Raw genomic sequence first — 18,601 nt, 5'->3', positions numbered from 1 at the left:
TGTGGATGGGATAGCGGGATTCCGCTATCGGGAAGGCCTACATTAGGCCGGCGGGGAAAACGCGCCCTCGGTGGCCGGTTGCGGGGCGGGCGCCAAGGGGATGATTTTGGGGCGGGCGGCGGGCGTGTCTTTCACAAACAGATGGTTCAGCACTTCGCCGCTGCGCAGGTCGATAAAGCGCTGGTTGGTGTGCGGGCTGTCGAGGCCGCCGAGCTCCATTTTCCAGCGGCCGGTTTTCAGATAGGTGAGCTGCGGGATGATGGCGATGGAGGTGCGCTCCAGTTCGTCTTGCTCTAGGCCGGTGTAGAGGCAGGTGTTCAGCCCAGCTTCGCGTACCTGCGCCAGCAGCGGCAGCAATTTTTCAGGTAGCCACTCGCCGCCCATAAACAGCACGCAGCTAATCAGCCCGCGATAGCGTTCCAAGCGGCTTTGCAGGTATCCGGCAGTCAGTTCGGTGCCCAAACTGCCCTTCCAGCTGTCGGCACTGTGGCAGCCTTGGCAGCGCAGCGGGCAGCCGGAAAACAGAAACGCCAGCGACACCTCGCCCGGCACTTCCTGCCAAACGATCTGCTCGCGGGTAAAATTCAGCGTTTCCATAGCCCTATCCTTAAAATACAATATATAGTGTAGAAAATATTTCTAAACACTATATGTTGTGGTGGATTGTCGTGCTTTACCGGGGAAAACGCAAGCGGCTTCGCCGTTAAATCGGGTTAATTGAGAGTGATTATTAAATGTGAGCTTGCGCAGGCAAGCTGGAGAGTTTTGTGCAGAACAAGGGGTTGCGGCCGACTATCATGCAATGGAAAACAGATTCCCACCGCCCTACTGCGGCTACAAAGTTTGACTTGACTCAAAAGAGGCCGTATCGAAAAGGCTACCTGAAAAAGGCTATCTAAAACCGTAGGCTCTTTTAGTAGAAACAAACACAGGCCAAAGCGGCACACGGCAAACTGTAAACGATATAAGCAGTATGGCAAAACTCAGCCGATGCCGTAGCATTTTTGGAGAAACTTCCATTACTTTGCCGAAATCCGTACTTTCAGGTAGCCTTCAAAGCATCAGCCAAATACACAAATCCGAGTAAAACGGTTGGAAAAATTAACAGGATTAGGCATAATATCGCGAAATTTTGCACAGCTTCACTTCGGCAAAATTTATCCCCCAATAAAAGGAAATAACTCATGAAAAAACTCGCCCTGCTGCCGATTTTGGCTGCCCTCTCCGTCCCCGCCTTCGCCGCCGAACGCTACCTCGCCGACCAGGCATCCACCCACAGCGAAGCCATCAAGAACGAAGACCCCGCCGCGCAGCTGCTGTTCCAGCGCACCGTGCGCCTAGAAGAAGGCCAAAGCAACACCACCCCGCTGGACGTGAAGTCCGGCCAGGTATACACCGTATTCGCCGACTGCTCCGTAAACTGCTCCAACATCAAATTCAGCGTTACCCAAGGCCGCACCGTCCTATTCCGTAAAAACCGTGGCGACGGCTCCCGCTTCACCTGGCAGGCCGACCGCGACGGCCGCGTGGAGCTTAACACCACCATGGACGAATGCTCCCGCAACCGCTGCCGCTCCGCACTGCAAGTATTCAGCGGCGGCAAAGTAGGCAACAGCGACGACGAAGGCGCATCCTTGGAATCTGCCCAGAAACGGATCCGCGAAGCACAGCAGGATGCCGATGAAAAAGCCCGCGAACTGCCCCTGATCAGCGGCCAGCTTGCCGACAGCCAAAGCCGCAGCACGGAAGTCGAACTCACCGTCGGCAAGTATTACAGCGTGTTCGGCCGCTGCGACTCAGCCTGCGGCGACCTCGACCTCACCGTCAGCGCCAACGGTAAAACCATTGCCGCCGACACCGATAGCGATGACGTACCCCAGCTAACCTTCCGTGCAGAACAGGGCGGCCGTCATCAAATCAAGGCCAGCATGGAAGACTGCGACAACGACACCTGCGCCTATTCCGTACAGGTATTTGAAAGCAGCACCGACACCGATCCCTCTCTGCAGCGCGCCCAACGGAGCAACGTGGAAATCGTTAAAGACAAAGACCCGGCTGCCCGAGTATTCCTGCTGCGCCAGCAACGCCTCGCCGCCGGCCAGAGCCACACCGAGCAGCTCAACCTCACCGCCGGCAAAGTCTATACCTTCTACGGCGACTGCGACGACAACTGCACCGACATCGACCTCATCGTGCGCCACAATGGCCGCGTGGTGAAACAAGACGTGATGGGCGACAGCGTGCCCCTGTTCAGCTACCGCGCCCCGCGCAGCGGCCGCTACAGCGTCACCCTGCCGATGAAAACATGCTCCACCGCCACCTGCGCCGCCAGCATCCACATCTTTGAAGGCACCAAAATGGTGTACGACAACAATGGCCGCTAATTAAGCTGTGCGTAACCAGAAAAAGGCTACCTGAAATTTCAGGTAGCCTTTTTATCAACGGTACAACAAATAAACAAAAATTGGAGCCTAATGACAAAGGCAGTATCTGACCCACCGATTAAGGGCTAACGTAACTTAGCGCAGCTATATTAGAGCCATGAGAATGCCGACCAGCATAGGAAATCGTTACGTTGGTTACACTTTTTCTATATCGGGCCGCTTTTTTTGCTTAGATAACTTTTAAACAGCCATCCGGCATTATCAAGAATAGGGCGGGTTTTCCATGTTGATTGATATCCTTAACCATGCCTGATAGTTGTCCAAGCAAGTCTTCAAACAAAAACCGAAGTGTAAACAACCCTGTTGATTTACACGCTAGGAGAAGTTGGGGCAGGGCGGTGTTGTTATGCCGATGTTTGGTTTGATTTGCCTTTATGAATTTTCAGGTAGCCTTCTTCCTGTCGAGGCTACCTGAAACCCATCCCGCCGCTTGCCGCTGCAGACGGGATTTGTTATCATCTGCGGCGCATTAAGAGTTGGGAATCCATGCCAACCTGCCCGCCGCAAACGGCGCGTAAGGTGGACGGCCGAGAGGCCGATGTGGCTCGTCTGAATCAGGCCGGGCAATATCTCTTCCCGCTTAGTGCGGGATTTTTTATTGCCCGTTGAGCCCTCCTTGCTAAGCGCCGCAAGGTTTATCTATTTATCCGAAAGACATATCATGAGCGAATACCTCTTCACCTCCGAATCCGTATCTGAAGGCCATCCCGACAAAGTGGCCGACCAAGTATCCGATGCCATCCTCGATGCCGTCCTCGCCCAAGACCCCAAAGCCCGCGTGGCTGCCGAAACGCTGGTGAACACCGGTCTGTGCGTGCTGGCCGGCGAAATCACCACCACCGCGCACGTGGACTACATCAAAGTCGCCCGCGAAACCATTGCCAAAATCGGCTACAACGCCTCCGAACTCGGCTTTGACGCCAACGGCTGTGCAGTGGGCGTGTATTACGACCAACAATCCCCCGACATCGCCCAAGGCGTGAACGAAGGCGAAGGCCTCGACCTGAACCAAGGCGCGGGCGACCAAGGCCTGATGTTCGGCTACGCCTGCGACGAAACCCCCACCCTGATGCCCTTTGCCATTTATTACAGCCACCGCCTGATGCAACGCCAGAGCGAAGTGCGCAAAAGCGGCCAACTGCCCTGGCTGCGCCCCGATGCCAAAGCACAGCTGACCGTGGTTTACGACAGCGAAACCGGCAAAGTGAAACGCATCGACACCGTGGTGCTCTCCACCCAGCACAATCCCGAAATCGGCCACGAAGAGCTGAGCAAAGCCGTGATTGAGCACATCATCAAACCCGTGTTGCCGCCCGAAATGCTCACCGCCGACACCAAATACCTCATCAACCCCACCGGCCGCTTCGTGATTGGCGGGCCGCAGGGCGACTGCGGGCTCACCGGCCGCAAAATCATTGTCGATACATACGGCGGCGCAGCCCCGCACGGCGGCGGCGCATTCTCCGGCAAAGACCCGAGCAAAGTAGACCGCTCCGCTGCCTATGCCTGCCGCTATGTGGCGAAAAACATCGTGGCCGCCGGTTTGGCGACCCAATGCCAAATCCAAGTGTCTTACGCCATCGGCATTGCCGAGCCCACTTCCATCGCCATCGACACCTTCGGCACGGGCAAAATCAGCGAAGACAAGCTCATCGCCATCGTGCGCGAACACTTCGACCTGCGCCCGAAAGGCATCGTGCAGATGCTCGACCTGCTGCGCCCGATTTACAGCAAATCCGCCGCCTACGGCCACTTCGGCCGCGAGGAGCCCGAGTTCACTTGGGAGCGCACCGATAAGGCCGCAGCCTTGAAGGCGGCAGCAGGTTTGTAATCCCGTTTGTCAAACAGATTAGAGGCTACCTGAAATTTCAGGTAGCCTCTTTTTATGCAATTAAGTAGTTCTATATTTCAGGTAGCCTCAAACTGAGTGGGCAATAGGTGTGCCATGTAGTTGCTACTCCAGCTTCACGCCTTCGCTTTCCATTTTGGCCTGCAGTGCCGCCAGCTTTTTCTGCGGGTCGAGCAGCGGATTGCGGATGTAGTCCAGCAGTGCATCGGCAGAAGCGCGAACGGCTTCGCTATCGGCCACCACTGCGCCGTGGAAAATAAACGGCGGCAGGAAAACGGTTTGCAGCAAGGAGGCAGTTTGCACCAAGGGTTTCAAAAACTCGCTCATGGAAAAGCGGTTATAGCCGCCTGCCTGGTAGGAATCTGCCGGGCCGCCGGTGGAAATGGCCGACAGCCACTCTTTGCCTGCCAGCGCGTTGCCGCCCGGGCCGTATGCCCAGCCGTAGGTTAGTACATCATCGAGCCATTGCTTCATCAGCGGTGGGGTGGAATACCAATAGAACGGGTGTTGGAACACCAAGCGGTCGTGTTCGGCCAAAGCCTGTTGTTCGGCGGCTACGTCGATTTTGCCGTCGGGATAAAGCGCATACAAGTTGCGCAGGGTAATGCCAGGCTGGTTGGCAAGACGATCCGCCCAAGCGCGGTTTACAACAGAACGTTCAAGATGAGGATGGAACAGATTAACCAAAACTTTCATGACAAGACTCCTTGGTAAGAACGCGGTTTATCAAATTTGCGGTGTTTCAGGTAGCCTCTTTAATGTGCGGGCAGAATGGCTGAAGAACCTTCCATGCCTACTTATAGTGAATTAACAAAAACCAGTACAGCGTTGCCTCGCCTTGCCGTACTATTTGTACTGTCTGCGGCTCGCCGCCTTGTCCTGATTTTTGTTAATTCACTATATTTAATTGGGTTTCTTTTCCCTAAGCTCTAAAAATGCATCAAACTTCGCAAACTCCGGCACTTGGATAAGGTTCTCCGCCCGTATCATCAATCTACCCTCTTGGCGGACAAATCCGGAGTGAACGGAGAAAATGAAATCGCCATTTTCCTCTGTGGAGAAATCAGCCACAACCGTGTTTTTCCCATAAAGCAGGCCGGGATTGCCCGCTGTTTGCACCTCATACTTCACCACAAAAGGCGTATGCCTGGCCTGATAAAATAAATTGTCTATCTCTTCTTTTGAAAGAAGTGTTCCGGTTTTCGGCTTCAACCTCACCGTGAGCGCAAACAAGCCGTGATGCGGAATCGGTACATCGTTTATCGTCTGCTGATGGCCTATTTGCTGCGTACTGAACGGCACAGAAACCAGCGGCGTGGTATCCACTTCTCGATTCATATCGCTGATATAGTTGCCAACAAACGGGATAATTGCCACGGTAGCAGCCATACCGATGAGTGCAAACACTATCAACACCGCCAGCGCGATCTTCTTCCAGCGCTTCTGCCCCATTTCTCCTCCTCCAAAATGACTGTCTGAAAGAATGTTCAGGTAGCCTCATGCAGCCCAAGGCTACCTGAAAAATTGTCCGCCTTCCAGCTTCCGTTTGTAGGTTGCCGATTCATCTTCGGGCTACCTTACGGCCTTTCAATCGTCAAACTGCACTGTTGCGGCGTTTTGCACTGCCAGCCGCCCTGTTTTGACTGTTCGTAGCGGGGGTTCTGCCTGCCGCAATCGTACATCAGCACGTCCGGCTTGGGGCGCAGCGGTGTGCAATGCTGTAACTCCGGGGCGTCTGCGCGGTGCACTTTGACATACAACTCCGCCTGATGGCGTTCATACAGGCTGCCGCCGCCCGTGCTGCCGTTCAACGTCAGCCGCTCTCCCAATTCGTGATACGGCTGCGCGCCGCTGTGGCTCAGGGCAATGCGCGTACCGCCGCCCGAATTTAACGAAGACAGCGCAAAACCGCTGTTCAACGGCACCGTCCACCGCTCATCCAAATGGAGAAACGGCAACTCCACTTCCGCATAATAACCCTGCCCCTGCACGGCTTCCGGCAGGTATAGCTCATGCTTCACCAGCGGCGGCTCTCCGCTGCGGCAGGCAGATAAAAACAGCAATGCTGCCGCTAAATATATCTTCATCGCTCTTCCTTCCACATTCTGATATGGGCAAAAGCAGCCTGCACGCCGAACCTTTAACCGCACCGTTTAAACCGCCGCTCCGGCTACGAAGATTTTGCACGATCGACGCACAGAAACCGTGCGGCAAACAAGGCAATGCTGCCGAGACTTACCCACCACAGCCATAGAAAAAAAGACATGCTGCCGTATCTGCAATGCCGCAAATCGTAAATCGTCCCGCCCCAGCCGTGCTGCTCAAACAGCGTTTCCCACCAGCCCCACAAGAACGGCAACAGCTGCGATACTGTTTGGCCGCCCGGATTCGTTCCCGTGAAAACGGCGGTCAAAAGCATGGCTGTGCCCGCATACAGTGCAGCCAGCCTGCCGAAGACCCGCACGCCGTGCCAACGGCTCCGTAACGCCAGAACACCGGGCAGCAGGACGGCGAAGAGCAGCAGGCAATACAGCCATCCATTGATAAACCAGCGGATTTCGCTAATATGGGGATTGTATTCTGCAGTGTGTGAGGCGGTGGCTAAAGTGCTGTACAGGGCGGGGCAAAAGAGATATGTCGCTGCCGCTGCCCACAAAATTGCCGAAACCGTATGCAGGATGCCTGCATCAGTCGGCATAACCAGTTCGCGCCGCCGCCATACTTGCCAAAGGCTGCATAGCACGAGGACGGGCGGAACCACGTAAGACAGCAGTAGCAGGATAATGATTTCCATCGTCGGGGTATCCTCCATGTGGATTTTGGGTTCGGCGCAGGCTGCTTTTGCGGTTTTGCAGAGCCGGATTGGTTTTCAGGTAGCCCACACCTTGTAAAACCCAAGTGCAGGCTACCTGAAACTCATCAACACAAAATCAGACTTTCCCAATGGTGTCCGCAATCTCTTTTTGCAGCAGCGCGATAAAGTCTTCCACTTTCATGCTGCCCAAATCTTCCGCTTTGCGGCGCACGGCCACTTGGCCGTTTTCCATTTCCTTGTCGCCCACCACCACTTGATAGGGGTAGCGCATTTGGCTGTTGTCGCGGATTTTGTAGCCGATTTTTTCGTTGCGTAAATCCAGTTCGGCGCGGAAGCCGGCGGCTTTGAGTTTTTCCACCACTTCGCGGCAGTAATCGGCCTGTTTTTCGGTAATGTTCATCACCACCATCTGCACGGGCGCAAGCCACAGCGGGAAGGAGCCGGCGTGTTCTTCAATCAAGATGCCGATGAAGCGCTCCAGCGAGCCCAAAATGGCGCGGTGCAGCATCACAGGGCGTTTTTTGCTGTTGTCTTCGGCCACGTATTCCGCGTCCAAGCGTTCGGGCAGCACGAAGTCGAGCTGGATGGTGCCGCACTGCCAGGAGCGGCCGAGCGCGTCTTTGATGTGGTATTCCACTTTCGGGCCGTAGAACGCGCCTTCGCCGGGCAATTCCTGCCATTCAACGCCGCAGGCGGTGAGCGCGTCGCGCAGGCCTTGTTCGGCCTTGTCCCAAATTTCGTCCGAACCGGCGCGCTGTTCGGGGCGCAGCGAGAGTTTGACGTTGACGTGTTCGAAGCCGAACTGCTGATAGATTTTCATCACCAACAGGTTGAATTTGCGTGTTTCTTCGGCGATTTGGTCTTCGGTACAGAAAATGTGCGCGTCGTCCTGCACAAAGCCGCGCACGCGCATCAGGCCGTGCAGCGCGCCGGAAGGTTCGTTGCGGTGGCACGAGCCGAATTCCGCCAAGCGCATGGGCAGGTCGCGGTAGGAGCGCAGCGTGTTGTTGAAAATCTGCACGTGGCCGGGGCAGTTCATGGGTTTGACGGCGTATTCGCGTTTTTCGGAGGCGGTGAGGAACATGTTGTCTTTGTAGTTCGCCCAGTGGCCGGATTTCTCCCAAAACGTTTTGTCCATGATTTGCGGCGTTTTCACTTCGCGGTAGCCCGCTGCGTCCAATTCGCGGCGCATGTGCTGCTCGATGACCTGCCACAGCGTCCAGCCGCGCGGATGCCAGAACACCATGCCGGGCGCTTCGTCTTGCAGGTGGAACAGGTCGAGCTGGCGGCCGAGTTTGCGGTGATCGCGTTTTTCGGCTTCTTCAATGCGCGTGATGTAGGCTTTCAGTTCGTCTTTGCTGGCCCAGGCTGTACCGTAGATACGCTGCAGCATTTCGTTGTTGCTGTCGCCGCGCCAATAGGCGCCGGCCAGCTTGGTGAGCTTGAAGTTCTTTAAAAAGCGGGTGTTGGGCACGTGCGGACCGCGGCACATGTCCACATATTCTTGGTGGTGGTACATGCCCATGGCTTCCACTTCGGGCATGTCTTCAATCAGGCGCAGTTTGTATTCTTCGCCGCGCTCTTGGAAGATTTTGATGGTTTCGGCGCGCGGGGTCATGATTTTGATCACATCGTAATCTTGATTAATCAGCTCTTTCATCCGTGCTTCGATGGCGGCTACGTCTTCGGGCGTGAAGGGTTTTTCGGTGGCGATGTCGTAGTAGAAGCCTTCTTCAATCACCGGGCCGATTACCATTTTGGCATTGGGATAGAGCTGTTTCACGGCATGGCCAACCAAGTGCGCGCAGGAATGGCGGATGATTTCCACGCCTTCGGGGTCTTTGGGCGTGATGATTTGCACGGCGGCGTCTTCGGTAATCGGGTCGCAGGCATCGCGCAATACGCCGTTCACTTTGCCCGCCACAGTGGCTTTGGCCAATCCGGAGCCGATGGATGCGGCGATTTGGGCAACGGTGACGGGGGATTCGTATTGGCGGATGCTGCCGTCGGGCAGGGTGATGTTGATTTGGGGCATGATGGTTTGTCTTTCTGTGAAATGGATAAACGGATGAATGGTTTGGGTTTCAGGTAGCCTTTATCGCTGCATTAGGCGAAACCGAAAAAGTAAAACAGCAGGAACAGGCCGGCCAATGCTATGGCGGCCAATGCGGCCAGTGTGAGCAATAGCGCAAGTGCGGGAGGTAAACGGCGCATATGGCGGCTTCCTTATAGCGGTTTGGCCGAAGTTTCAGGTAGCCTGAACAGCAATCCAAAAGGCTACCTGAAACAATGTTTCTGAAGGGAGCGGAATGGCTATAAAGTTAAAACTAATTGCGGGCGGCCAAACAAAAAAGAACAACTGAAGTTCCCCAGAAACCCCTGTTGTTCCACGAATTCTGGTAGGCACGATTGGATTCGAACCAACGACCCCCACCATGTCAAGGTGATGCTCTAACCAACTGAGCTACGTGCCTGTTTAAGGGGCAGCATTATACTGTTTTCCCACCCCCCGCGCAAAGAAAACGCAGGGCTGGCGGCGGTTTGCCATATCGCTGGAGTAATCATTTTTCCCGCTAGGCATCGGGCGGCAGACAGTATGGTCAAGACGGCAAGGCGGGCTGACGCAGTAGGAAGAAAGAAGTGCTTTAGCTATAATCACCAGATTATTTATAACGTTTTATTCCCATGCTCAACTTCACCCTGCACAAAAAAGACGGCTACGCCCGCCGCGGCACGCTCGAACTCAACCACGGCAGCATCGAAACCCCCGTATTCATGCCCGTCGGCACCTACGGCTCGGTCAAAGCCATGACCCCGCAAAACCTGCACGACATCAAAGCCCAAATCATCCTCGGCAACACCTATCACCTCTGGCTGCGCCCCGGCCTCGAAGTCATCGAACAATTCGGCGGCCTGCATGATTTTATCGGCTGGAACAAACCCATCCTCACCGATTCCGGCGGCTTCCAAGTATTTTCGCTGTCCAACATGCGCAAACTCACCGAAGAAGGCTGCACCTTCAAAAGCCCGATTAACGGCGATAAACTCTTCCTTTCGCCCGAAATCTCCATGAAAATCCAAACCGTGCTCAATTCCGATATCGTCATGCAGCTGGACGAATGCACGCCCGGCGAAGCCACGCACGAACAAGCCAAAAAATCCCTGCAAATGAGCCTGCGCTGGGCCGAACGCAGCAAAAAAGCCTTTGAAGACCTGAACAACCCCAATGCCCTGTTCGGCATCATCCAAGGCGCGATGTACGAAGATTTGCGCGAAGAAAGCCTGCGCGGGCTGGAAGACATCGGCTTCAAAGGCATCGCCATCGGCGGCCTCTCCGTGGGCGAACCCAAGCCCGAAATGTACCGCATGCTCCGCGCGCTCGCCCCCATGCTGCCCGAACACAAACCGCATTACCTGATGGGCGTCGGCACACCCGAAGATTTGGTGTACGGCGTGGCGCACGGCGTGGACATGTTCGACTGCGTCATGCCCACCCGCAACGCCCGCAACGGCTGGCTCTTCACCCGTTTCGGCGACCTCAAAATCCGCAACGCCAAGCATCGCCACGACAAACGCCCGCTGGACGAATCCTGCACCTGCTACGCCTGCCGACACTTCAGCCGCAGCTACCTGCATCATCTGGACAAAGTCGGCGAAATCCTCGGCGCGCAACTGTGCACCATCCATAACCTACATTTTTATCAAGTCATTATGGCGGAAATGCGCGAAGCCATCGAACAGGGCAGATTCGCCGACTGGCAGGCGCAGTTTCATGAGAACAGGGCGAGGGGGACGGATTAAGGTGCAGGCTGCCTGAAAGTTTTCAGGTAGCCTTTTTTAGATCGTCTGAAAGATGATTTAAATGGAGAAATACCGTAGTGTAGGCATTGATATTCAGCAAATACAGTACATATTTTCAGTTAAAGCGCAACAAGCTCAACAGCAGTCCCAAGAATACAGTACGTCGGAAAAATCTCTGCGCTGTAAATCGTCTTGCCGGATAAAGAAGTTCATCACACCCATATCGCCTATCATCACGATTTCCTCGCCGTCTTCGTCAAAACTGCTGTCCAGTTGGAACAGCAGGACGTTGTAGTCGGTTAAGCCTTCATCTCTGTTGCGCGGGTCTTCTTGCGTGAAATACGGATAGCCGCCGCATTGGCTGTGGTTATCTTCGCCCCCATCTTCTTCATCGTATGCGCCGAATTCATTTTCGTATTCGTGTTGCATGGCGCGTTGCAGATGTGCTTTGGTGTGATAATCGAGTTCTATGTTATGTGCCGCCAAGTATTTGTTGCATAGCAGATCGCTGGTGGCGTAATCCAAAACGGGGTCTTGTTCGGCAAGCTCGAATTGCAGCCTGCACTCTTGCAACACAGGAAAGCACTCGTCGTCTTCCGTATAAGGTTGGTAGCATTCGGCAAGCTCTGCTTCTGTGTAATGTTCGCCGATTTCGGGATGGTAGCGCACGGCATAGCCGTCCCGCCCGCTTTCTATGCCGAATTCCCAGTTGTCCAAGATGAAAAATTGCAGTATGCCCGCTGAGGGGAAGTGTTCCAAACCTTTTAGGTCGGCGCAGTTGATTTGGGCGAGCAAACGCAGGGTTTCGCCATCCGCATTTTGCGGGGCGGAATCGCCTTTTGGCAGATAGGGCAGTCCGCCGATTTTGCTCTCGGTTAGCGCGGTTTTGGCAGTGGTGAAGTCTGCTTTGGCGTAATGTTTGGCTGCATATTGGGTAAAAAACTGCTGTTTGACCCATTGGTAGCATTCCCTAATGAGCTTAGGGTCGGCTTTGGTTTTTTTAGACATAGGATTACCTCCTTGAAAAATGTTGGCTGCTTTATGCAGTAAAATAGCTTTGCATTATAAAACAAGTAAGATGGCTTGTTTACCTGATTTATAAATCGCTTTGGTTATGAGTTAAAACAGTCGCAAACAGCATCATATATTCCGAAAGCAAAAAACATGGTCAAAACACTCGGCATCATTCAAATCAACCAAAGCACAGGCGTAAAGCGTACCATTCCAACATGGCCAAAGTCATACGCTTGGCTGCGGAATGGCTGCACATGTTGTTCGGCCTGTATTGGAACTACGACAAAGAGGGCCGAGAAGCCATGAGCTGGGTAAAGCTTAAAACAGACGATGCTTTGCAGGCTGCTTTGAACGCGCCCAAAGCAGCCTGCACGCCGACAGTAAGTCAAAATATGACGCAGAGAATTTCGTCTCCATGCGGAGTTTATCTTTGCAAACCCGTGTTTAGTTTCTCAGCAACCCGTTTTGCCTGTTTTCAGGTAGCCTTCCGGCAGTGCAGGCTGCCTGCAAACACCAATGCCAACATCCAACCATCGGAATGCCGCCATGCCCTCCAAACAAACCTTCGCCGCCTTCTGCCTCGGCGCAATCATCGCCGTTGCCGCGCTGTTCCTGCTGTCCGCGCAATATTCCGATTACCGCCGTACTGCCGAAATGAAACAGGAAATCCAAAGGCTTGCCCCGTTGCAGGCGCAGTTGGCCGCCGAATTGGCCGACGGCGGCATCAAAAGCAGCCTGCACACCGTTCGGCAGGACTATCCGGGCGTGCAGGCCGTGAACCGCGACGGTTGGATTCTGCTGCGCACGCCGCGCTTCGGGCAGGAAGCGGTGCTGATTCCTCAGGAAGAGGGCAAAAACATCCGCTGGACGGCGCATTACAACGATACGGACAAGGTAATCAACGGCAAGGCGCTCTGTTTTTGAGTGTGGCATGGCAAAAATGCAGGCTGCTTTGAACGCGCCAAAAGCAGCCTGCACATTCCAACCCATTATGAAGGGAAATCACTATGACAGACATCATACGCACAACTGCACGCCGCAGCCTTTTGTTGGCATCGGTTCTCATGCTCACAGGTTGTGCCAGCCTTACCTTAGGCGCTATCTGGGGTATTCAAGATGGCCTCAATAAGGCCAGATGGCAGCGCGAACGCAACCAGACATTGGGGCATACTGCCAAGCAGGTTTCGGTTTATGCGTCCAACCATACCTCAAACGCCTATACTGTAGGTATTAGGGATGATACGGATAACGACGGGAATCATTTTTACTTGCGGGCGAAAGAAGGCCAACAATCGCCGACATGGATCAAAGATAGCAATAGCAACCATATATACCGCGATATTCCGAAAAGATGGAGCAAAGATTACCTAATACGGGTTGAATGGAGAGATGAAAGCAGCGGGCGTTATTACCGTGCCAAATTTGTGCTGCCGCATTATCAGTATGACCCGAGCGACCTCGAACTGCATTTCCTGCCGGACAATAAACTCCTGGTTTGCGTGAACAGCTATGTGCAAACCCCGTCTTACCGAAAATGGGTGGCCGGTGGTTGCGATACCGAGCCATTGGTGCCTAATACGGAAAGCGTGGAAATACAGAACAGCAGCCTGCGCAGGATTGAAAGCCCGGCCAGACGGAGCAAATGATTGGCCGCCAAAAGCAGCCTGTATGCCATCCGCTGGACAGCGCATTACAACGATACGGACAAGGTAATCAACGGCAAGGCCTTGTGTTTTTGATCAGGGATTTTCAGGTAGCCTTTGGTTGGATCGGACAGGTGGCGGCTTGTCGCTTGAGGCTACCTGAAAACGCATGGATGCCTGTACAGCCCGTCGCCTTGTGCCGTATAGCAAGCCAAATTGGCTTTGGATAGCAGGCGGCGGACAGAAGTACGGCAACGCGGTAGCGGCAGTTAAGTTGCTTAGCCATAGCGTATCAATCCGCCATCTCTAGGCAACATAATCGAGGAAATCCAATGAACTGGTTTTTTATCTATGCCGGCGGCATCGTGCTGCTGTTGCTGGTGGAGCTGGGCTTGCGCCTGCATGTGGACAAATATGCCGCGCCGCTTTTGGCTTGGTATCGGCAGGCTGCGCCGCAAGGCGGGCAGATAAAGGATGATTATTTCCTGCCTAATTCAATTATATGGCGGGGAGGGGATTATTGGCGTGCGCGGCCGGTGGAGAGGCTGGTGTGGAAGCAGAGGGAGGTGGCGGAAAACTCTTATATCCGGCCATATGATTATGCCGTGTTGCGGCCGTATGTGCTGATGTTGTACGGCGTCATACTGCTGCAACGCGGTATGGCGCTGGCCTTGCCCCTGCTGCTTTGGTTTGAGGAGCTGGGCTGGTTGGCATTCTGAAAAGCCGACCGTGCCGTTTTCAGGTAGCCTCAAGCACAGCCAAACAGAAAGCCCTGCCATTATCTGGCAGGGCTTTCTGATGTTGCCATTCCGGCTTATTCCCACTCAATCGTGGCGGGCGGTTTGCCGCTCACGTCGTACACCACGCGGTTGATGCCGCGCACTTCGTTGATGATGCGGTTGGACACTTTGCCCAAGAGCGAGTAGGGGAGTTCCGCCCAGTGTGCGGTCATGAAGTCGCTGGTGATGACGGCGCGCAGGGCGACCACGTAGTCGTAAGTTCGCCCGTCACCCATCACGCCGACGGATTTCACGGGCAGGAATACGGCGAATGCCTGGCTGGTGAGGTCGTACCAAGAGGTGTCGTTTTCGTCTTTGTGGTTGCGCAGTTCCTGAATGAAAATGTCGTCTGCTTGGCGCAGCAGGTCGGCGTATTCGCGCTTCACTTCGCCCAGAATCCGCACGCCCAGGCCGGGGCCGGGGAAGGGGTGGCGGTACACCATTTCGCGCGGCAGGCCGAGCGCTACGCCCAGTTCGCGCACTTCGTCTTTGAACAAATCGCGCAGCGGTTCGAGCAGCTTCAGCTTCATGTTTTCAGGTAGCCCGCCCACGTTGTGGTGCGATTTGATGGCGTGGGCTTTTTTGGTTTTCGCGCCGGCGGATTCGATCACGTCGGGGTAAATCGTGCCTTGCGCCAGCCATTTGGCGTTGGTGAGTTTTTTCTCTTCGGCGTCAAATACTTCAATGAATTCTGCGCCGATGATTTTGCGCTTTTGCTCGGGGTCGGTCACGCCGGCGAGTTTCGCCATAAACTGTTCGCTCGCGTCCACGTGAATCACGCGCACGCCCAAGTTGTCGGCAAACATTTTCATCACGTTTTCGGCCTCGTTCAGGCGCAGCAGGCCGTGGTCGACGAATACGCAGGTGAGCTGGTCGCCGATGGCGCGGTGGATGAGCGCGGCGGCCACGGAGGAGTCCACGCCGCCGGACAAGCCCAAAATCACTTCGTCGCTGCCGACTTGTTCGCGGATTTTGGCCACGGCTTCGTCGATGTAGTTCGGCATGGTCCAGCCGGGCTGTGCGCCGCAGATGTCGAGCACGAAGCGGTTGATGAGGGCGCGGCCTTGTTTGGTGTGGGTGACTTCGGGGTGGAACTGGATGCCGTAGAAGTGTTTATCTGCGTTTTCCATCATGGCGATGGGGCAGGAAGGCGTGCTGCCGATGGTGCGGAAGTTTTCGGGCAGCCTGCACACTTTGTCGCCGTGGCTCATCCACACGTCCAGCGTGTTCGGTGCGCCGTCTTGAATGCCGCTGGTGAGCGCGCTGTCTTGCGTTTGCACTTGCGCGTAACCGAATTCGCGCTGGTTGCCGGCCTGCACTTCGCCGCCCAAATGGTGTGCCATAAACTGCATGCCGTAGCAGATGCCGAGCACGGGCACGCCCAAATCGAACAGCCCCGTGTCGGCCTGATATTCGCTGTCGTACACGGAATTGGGGCCGCCGGAAAGGATGATGCCTTTGGGGTTGAAGGCTTTGATGTCGGCCAGCGGCATGTCGTAGGGGTGCAGCTCGCAATACACATGCGCTTCGCGCACACGGCGGGCGATGAGCTGGGCGACTTGCGAACCGAAGTCGAGGATGAGGATTTTGTCGGGGCTGGTCATAGCGGTATCCGTGGTTGAGTTGGGGTTTTCTTTTTCAGGCAGCCTGTGGCAGAGGCTACCTGAAAATATCTATATCATTGTTTCCAAATATGGTGTTGCAGAGAAGCTAATGAAACTTGGCAACTAATACTTTTACACAAGGCAAAGTTTGAGTTTTAGGCAGTCAGCCAAATTCCAAGCAGCCTGATTCCTTTGCGGCATCTTCACCTTTGCGCCTCGTGTCGGCGCAGGGCACTTATAGTGAATTAAATTTAAACCAGTACAGCGTTGGCTCGCCTTGCCGTACTATCTGTACTGTCTGCGGCTCGCCGCCTTGTCCTGATTTAAATTTAATCCACTATAGTTGCAGGTGGGCGGTGCTGTGGCCGCGTGCGGTGGGGTGGCCGGCGTTGGTGAGGCGTTTTTTGGCGTCGGTGTGCTGTGGTGTTTGTTGCGCTGTGGCGGGCCGGCTTGTGTTTCTGCCTGCCGGGCGGCGGGCTGGCTCGGCGGGCGGTTTTGCCGCTGTGGTTGCGGGCTCGGCCGGGTTGGCGGCCGCTGTGCCGGTGGCTTCGGAGAGGGGCGGGGCGGCAAAAATATAGCCTTGCGAAGCGATGGCCGCCAACGGGCTTTTGTGGGTGTAGGCGAATACGGCGGTGTAGTACGGAGTGCCGTCTTCGGCGGTGGCGTAGCCGAAACCTACGGCATCCACTAAGGGGTTGGTCATGTTGGCAAAGTGGCCGGGCGACTGCCGCCAGCCTTCGGTTACGCCGTCGGGCGGGTAGCCTTTGGCGATGTTTTCGGCAATGTCGCCCACGAAATCCTGCGGATTGAGCACTCGTACGTTGTTCAGGTTGCTGTGCTCCAGTCTGCCTTTGCGCGCCATGCTTTCCGCCCAGGCTTGGGCATGGCGGGTGAGGATGGGGTCGGACGCGAGCGGGCGCACGGTTTTTTCGAGGCGGATGGTGTTGTGCGCGTTGAGCAGCCGGATGCGCACGGCAGCCAAATCGGCAGGCGGGGCGGCCTGGGCGGTTGCGGCGAGGAGGGCGTAGAGCAGGGCGGCGGATTTGCGGGCTGGCATTTTTATTTTTCGGGCTTCGGGCGGCTTTTTGTTTCCTTGGGCTGCACCTGAAGGTTTCTCTTCTGGTTTTGTGGATTGACGGGTTCTTTTTGTAATGGATAAAAATAAGAATGGGACAAGGCGAGCAAACGCCGTGGCATTCTTAATTTTAATTCACTATGTTTTCAGGTAGCCTCCTGTTTGCTTTTGCGAGGCTACCTGAAAACTCAAGCAAACAGTTTTTTCACTTCCGCGCCCACATCGTCGGCACGCATGAAGGTTTCGCCGATTAGGAAGCTGTGCACGCCATGGCTGCGCATGAATTGCACGTCTTCGCGGCTGCGGATGCCGCTTTCGGTAATCACGATGCGGCCTTCGCCGGCGATTTCGGGCAGCAAATCCAGCGTTTGCTGCAGGCTCACTTCGAAGGTGCGCAAGTTGCGGTTGTTCACGCCGCACAGCGGGGTGGTGAGGCGGCGGCATTTTTCCAATTCGTCGGCGTGGTGCAGCTCCAGCAGCACGGCCATGCCTAACTCATGGGCGATGCCTTCGAATTCTTCCAGCTGGGTTTGGCTGAGCGCGGCGGCAATCAGCAGCACGGCATCGGCGCCCATGGCGCGGGATTGGTAGATTTGGTAGGCGCTCACCATAAAGTCTTTGCGCAACACGGGCAGCGCCACGGCGGCGCGGGCGGCTTTCAGGTAGCCTGCCGAGCCTTGGAAGTAGGGTTCGTCGGTGAGCACGGAAAGGCAGGCGGCGCGGGCGGCCTCATAGGCGCGCGCCAGCTGCTCGGGATGGAAGTCCGGCCGGATTAGCCCCTTGCTAGGACTGGCTTTTTTGATTTCGGCAATCAGCGCGGCGCGGCCTTGGCTGTGTTGGTCGCGCATGGCCTGCACGAAGCCGCGCGGCGGCGGCATATCGGCGGCCCGGGCGCGCAGTTCGGCCAGGGGCAGGGCGGCTTGGGCGGCGGCCACTTCTTGCTGTTTGGTGGCGAGGATGCGGGTGAGGATGTCGCTCATCGGGGGGTGTGCTCTTCGGGCAGGGCGGCGTGGCGCCGGTTGAATTGCTCCAGGGTTTCCAGATTGTGCAGGAAGCGCGAGAGCTCCTGCAGGGCATTGGCGTATACGTCTTTTTTAAATTCAATCACTTCGTCGATGGGTGCCCAATAGTCGTGCCAGCGCCAGGCGTCGAACTCCGGCTGGCTGCTGGCGCGCAGGTGCACATCGCTTTCGCGGCCGGTGAGCCGCAGCAAATACCAAATCTGTTTCTGCCCGCGATACGCGCCGCGCCATTGGCGGCGCACCCAGTTGCCGGGCACGTCGTAGCGCAGCCAGTCGCGGGTGCGGCCGAGGATTTTCACGTGGTGCGGCAAAAGGCCCACTTCTTCGGCCAGCTCGCGATACATGGCGGCCTCAGGGCTTTCGCCGGGCTTGATGCCGCCCTGCGGGAACTGCCAGGAATGCTCCTGCACGCGTTTGCCCCAGAATACTTCGTTGCGCTGGTTGGTGATGATGATGCCGACATTGGGGCGATAACCTTCTCTGTCCAACATAATATTTTTCGCCCAATTTGAATAATTTTAAACGTACGGATTTTCCCACAAAACGGCACGGCAG

Annotated in this window: 18 protein-coding genes and 1 tRNA gene; 7 read left to right on the top strand and 12 right to left on the bottom strand. The window is 55.6% G+C overall.

Annotated elements, in window-relative coordinates:
• Nucleotides 1-42: 42 nt before the first annotated feature.
• Nucleotides 43-597, bottom strand: a complete 555-nt coding sequence (gene nrdG / locus A7Q00_RS07610) for an anaerobic ribonucleoside-triphosphate reductase activating protein (RefSeq protein ID WP_064089982.1) — start codon at nt 595-597, stop codon at nt 43-45.
• A 587-nt stretch (nt 598-1,184) separates the two neighbouring features.
• Between nrdG and A7Q00_RS07605 the strand changes: the two genes are divergently transcribed.
• The 3 genes from A7Q00_RS07605 to metK all read left to right on the top strand — a co-directional run bounded on the left by A7Q00_RS07605 (nt 1,185) and on the right by metK (nt 4,275).
• Entirely contained in the window at nt 1,185-2,384 is a 1,200-nt protein-coding gene (locus tag A7Q00_RS07605; protein ID WP_064089981.1) for a hypothetical protein, read from the top strand.
• 546 nt (nt 2,385-2,930) lie between these two features.
• On the top strand, nt 2,931-3,053 hold the full coding sequence (locus A7Q00_RS14180) for a hypothetical protein (protein WP_277600820.1): 123 nt from the start codon (nt 2,931-2,933) through the stop codon (nt 3,051-3,053).
• Between the two features lie 52 nt (nt 3,054-3,105).
• Entirely contained in the window at nt 3,106-4,275 is a 1,170-nt protein-coding gene (gene metK / locus A7Q00_RS07600; protein ID WP_064089980.1) for a methionine adenosyltransferase, read from the top strand.
• Between the two features lie 123 nt (nt 4,276-4,398).
• Here the strand turns inward: metK and A7Q00_RS07595 are convergent, their stop codons facing one another.
• From A7Q00_RS07595 to A7Q00_RS07570, 6 genes are all read right to left on the bottom strand, one after another.
• A complete protein-coding gene (locus A7Q00_RS07595; protein ID WP_064089979.1) occupies nt 4,399-4,989 on the bottom strand; it encodes an NAD(P)H-dependent oxidoreductase in 591 nt (196 codons plus the stop codon).
• 207 nt (nt 4,990-5,196) lie between these two features.
• Nucleotides 5,197-5,745, bottom strand: coding sequence for a hypothetical protein (locus A7Q00_RS07590; protein WP_064089978.1), 549 nt, complete (start codon nt 5,743-5,745; stop codon nt 5,197-5,199).
• 125 nt (nt 5,746-5,870) lie between these two features.
• The gene (locus A7Q00_RS07585; protein WP_064089977.1) at nt 5,871-6,380 is read right to left on the bottom strand and encodes a hypothetical protein; all 510 of its coding nucleotides are present in this window, start codon (nt 6,378-6,380) and stop codon (nt 5,871-5,873) included.
• An 83-nt stretch (nt 6,381-6,463) separates the two neighbouring features.
• Nucleotides 6,464-7,087: a hypothetical protein gene (locus tag A7Q00_RS07580; protein ID WP_064089976.1), complete on the bottom strand. Its 624-nt coding sequence runs from the start codon at nt 7,085-7,087 to the stop codon at nt 6,464-6,466.
• A gap of 136 nt (nt 7,088-7,223) precedes the next feature.
• Nucleotides 7,224-9,143, bottom strand: a complete 1,920-nt coding sequence (gene thrS / locus A7Q00_RS07575) for a threonine--tRNA ligase (protein WP_064089975.1) — start codon at nt 9,141-9,143, stop codon at nt 7,224-7,226.
• Nucleotides 9,144-9,505: 362 nt separating this feature from the next.
• Nucleotides 9,506-9,582: transfer RNA gene (locus tag A7Q00_RS07570), tRNA-Val, on the bottom strand.
• Nucleotides 9,583-9,793: 211 nt separating this feature from the next.
• Between A7Q00_RS07570 and tgt the strand changes: the two genes are divergently transcribed.
• Complete coding sequence (gene tgt, locus A7Q00_RS07565; protein ID WP_064089974.1) at nt 9,794-10,909, top strand: tRNA guanosine(34) transglycosylase Tgt; 1,116 nt, start codon at nt 9,794-9,796, stop codon at nt 10,907-10,909.
• A gap of 135 nt (nt 10,910-11,044) precedes the next feature.
• Here tgt and A7Q00_RS07560 read toward each other — a convergent pair whose 3' ends face one another.
• A complete protein-coding gene (locus A7Q00_RS07560; protein WP_064089973.1) occupies nt 11,045-11,917 on the bottom strand; it encodes a YwqG family protein in 873 nt (290 codons plus the stop codon).
• 552 nt (nt 11,918-12,469) lie between these two features.
• On the opposite strand from A7Q00_RS07560, the gene A7Q00_RS07555 reads away from it, so the two are divergent.
• The 3 genes from A7Q00_RS07555 (at nt 12,470) to A7Q00_RS07545 (ending at nt 14,285) form a co-directional block, all read left to right on the top strand.
• A complete protein-coding gene (locus tag A7Q00_RS07555) occupies nt 12,470-12,847 on the top strand; it encodes a hypothetical protein (protein WP_064089972.1) in 378 nt (125 codons plus the stop codon).
• 83 nt (nt 12,848-12,930) lie between these two features.
• Nucleotides 12,931-13,569: a DUF3304 domain-containing protein gene (locus A7Q00_RS07550; RefSeq protein WP_064089971.1), complete on the top strand. Its 639-nt coding sequence runs from the start codon at nt 12,931-12,933 to the stop codon at nt 13,567-13,569.
• Between the two features lie 329 nt (nt 13,570-13,898).
• Nucleotides 13,899-14,285 carry a hypothetical protein gene (locus A7Q00_RS07545; RefSeq protein WP_064089970.1) on the top strand — a complete coding sequence of 129 codons (387 nt, stop codon included), beginning with the start codon at nt 13,899-13,901 and terminating at the stop codon, nt 14,283-14,285.
• Between the two features lie 95 nt (nt 14,286-14,380).
• Here the strand turns inward: A7Q00_RS07545 and guaA are convergent, their stop codons facing one another.
• The 4 genes from guaA to A7Q00_RS07525 all read right to left on the bottom strand — a co-directional run bounded on the left by guaA (nt 14,381) and on the right by A7Q00_RS07525 (nt 18,537).
• Nucleotides 14,381-15,949: a glutamine-hydrolyzing GMP synthase gene (guaA, locus tag A7Q00_RS07540; protein ID WP_064089969.1), complete on the bottom strand. Its 1,569-nt coding sequence runs from the start codon at nt 15,947-15,949 to the stop codon at nt 14,381-14,383.
• Nucleotides 15,950-16,286: 337 nt separating this feature from the next.
• Nucleotides 16,287-17,006, bottom strand: a complete 720-nt coding sequence (locus A7Q00_RS07535; RefSeq protein ID WP_064089968.1) for a CAP domain-containing protein — start codon at nt 17,004-17,006, stop codon at nt 16,287-16,289.
• A 206-nt stretch (nt 17,007-17,212) separates the two neighbouring features.
• Nucleotides 17,213-18,004 carry an indole-3-glycerol phosphate synthase TrpC gene (gene trpC / locus A7Q00_RS07530; RefSeq protein WP_064089967.1) on the bottom strand — a complete coding sequence of 264 codons (792 nt, stop codon included), beginning with the start codon at nt 18,002-18,004 and terminating at the stop codon, nt 17,213-17,215.
• Nucleotides 18,001-18,537, bottom strand: coding sequence for an RNA pyrophosphohydrolase (locus A7Q00_RS07525; protein ID WP_064089966.1), 537 nt, complete (start codon nt 18,535-18,537; stop codon nt 18,001-18,003). Before A7Q00_RS07525 ends, trpC begins: the two co-directional genes overlap by 4 nt.
• Nucleotides 18,538-18,601: the final 64 nt, after the last annotated feature.

It is taken from the genome of Eikenella halliae (assembly GCF_001648475.1).
Taxonomy (GTDB): Bacteria; Pseudomonadota; Gammaproteobacteria; order Burkholderiales; family Neisseriaceae; genus Eikenella; species Eikenella halliae.
The sequence above is the reverse complement of the archived record's forward strand: the minus strand, read 5'-3'. Positions and strand labels throughout refer to the sequence as shown.

Excerpts from the sequence above, each read along its gene's own strand:
- nrdG (WP_064089982.1), bottom strand. The coding sequence starts at position 597 with ATGGAAACGCTGAATTTTACCCGCGAGCAGATCGTTTGGCAGGAAGTG.
- A7Q00_RS07605 (WP_064089981.1), top strand. The coding sequence starts at position 1,185 with ATGAAAAAACTCGCCCTGCTGCCGATTTTGGCTGCCCTCTCCGTCCCC.
- A7Q00_RS14180 (WP_277600820.1), top strand. The coding sequence starts at position 2,931 with ATGCCAACCTGCCCGCCGCAAACGGCGCGTAAGGTGGACGGCCGAGAG.
- metK (WP_064089980.1), top strand. The coding sequence starts at position 3,106 with ATGAGCGAATACCTCTTCACCTCCGAATCCGTATCTGAAGGCCATCCC.
- A7Q00_RS07595 (WP_064089979.1), bottom strand. The coding sequence starts at position 4,989 with ATGAAAGTTTTGGTTAATCTGTTCCATCCTCATCTTGAACGTTCTGTT.
- A7Q00_RS07590 (WP_064089978.1), bottom strand. The coding sequence starts at position 5,745 with ATGGGGCAGAAGCGCTGGAAGAAGATCGCGCTGGCGGTGTTGATAGTG.
- A7Q00_RS07585 (WP_064089977.1), bottom strand. The coding sequence starts at position 6,380 with ATGAAGATATATTTAGCGGCAGCATTGCTGTTTTTATCTGCCTGCCGC.
- A7Q00_RS07580 (WP_064089976.1), bottom strand. The coding sequence starts at position 7,087 with ATGGAAATCATTATCCTGCTACTGCTGTCTTACGTGGTTCCGCCCGTC.
- thrS (WP_064089975.1), bottom strand. The coding sequence starts at position 9,143 with ATGCCCCAAATCAACATCACCCTGCCCGACGGCAGCATCCGCCAATAC.
- tgt (WP_064089974.1), top strand. The coding sequence starts at position 9,794 with ATGCTCAACTTCACCCTGCACAAAAAAGACGGCTACGCCCGCCGCGGC.
- A7Q00_RS07560 (WP_064089973.1), bottom strand. The coding sequence starts at position 11,917 with ATGTCTAAAAAAACCAAAGCCGACCCTAAGCTCATTAGGGAATGCTAC.
- A7Q00_RS07555 (WP_064089972.1), top strand. The coding sequence starts at position 12,470 with ATGCCCTCCAAACAAACCTTCGCCGCCTTCTGCCTCGGCGCAATCATC.
- A7Q00_RS07550 (WP_064089971.1), top strand. The coding sequence starts at position 12,931 with ATGACAGACATCATACGCACAACTGCACGCCGCAGCCTTTTGTTGGCA.
- A7Q00_RS07545 (WP_064089970.1), top strand. The coding sequence starts at position 13,899 with ATGAACTGGTTTTTTATCTATGCCGGCGGCATCGTGCTGCTGTTGCTG.
- guaA (WP_064089969.1), bottom strand. The coding sequence starts at position 15,949 with ATGACCAGCCCCGACAAAATCCTCATCCTCGACTTCGGTTCGCAAGTC.
- A7Q00_RS07535 (WP_064089968.1), bottom strand. The coding sequence starts at position 17,006 with ATGCCAGCCCGCAAATCCGCCGCCCTGCTCTACGCCCTCCTCGCCGCA.
- trpC (WP_064089967.1), bottom strand. The coding sequence starts at position 18,004 with ATGAGCGACATCCTCACCCGCATCCTCGCCACCAAACAGCAAGAAGTG.
- A7Q00_RS07525 (WP_064089966.1), bottom strand. The coding sequence starts at position 18,537 with ATGTTGGACAGAGAAGGTTATCGCCCCAATGTCGGCATCATCATCACC.